Raw genomic sequence first — 350 nt, 5'->3', positions numbered from 1 at the left:
TTTTTCGAAACACCAGCACACAATTTTGGGAATACACAAGCTCAAATCCGTTTTGTAACGAAACTTCAATTTATTACGGGCTTAGTCAAGAGAATGACCACCACAACCGGGACCATCAAAATGCCGCCAGTTCAGGGGCTGCTTGGGGAGTTGGCTTCAAGAGCGTCGGTATTCGAAGGATTGCTGCTAGCAGCGGAAGCAACAGCCAAGCCGAATCAAAATGGAGTTTATGTACCAAATCCGAGGTTTTTGTATAGTGCGATGGCGATGCAGCCGGAAATCAACAATAGTGTTTTAGAAATTGCCAGAGAATTAGCGGGCGGCGGCTTAATCCAATTGCCATCCTCTTA

1 protein-coding gene is annotated in these 350 nt (G+C 46.0%); it reads left to right on the top strand.

Annotation, left to right across the window (positions count from 1 at the left end):
* Positions 1–350, top strand: a 350-nt coding sequence (locus HRJ06_RS23015) for a 4-hydroxyphenylacetate 3-hydroxylase C-terminal domain-containing protein (protein ID WP_277874724.1), incomplete at both ends; no start/stop codon positions are given.

Source organism: Mesobacillus harenae, from assembly GCF_013343715.1.
GTDB lineage: Bacteria > Bacillota > Bacilli > Bacillales > Cytobacillaceae > Mesobacillus_A > Mesobacillus_A harenae.
This window is presented reverse-complemented; position numbering and strand designations above follow the sequence as displayed.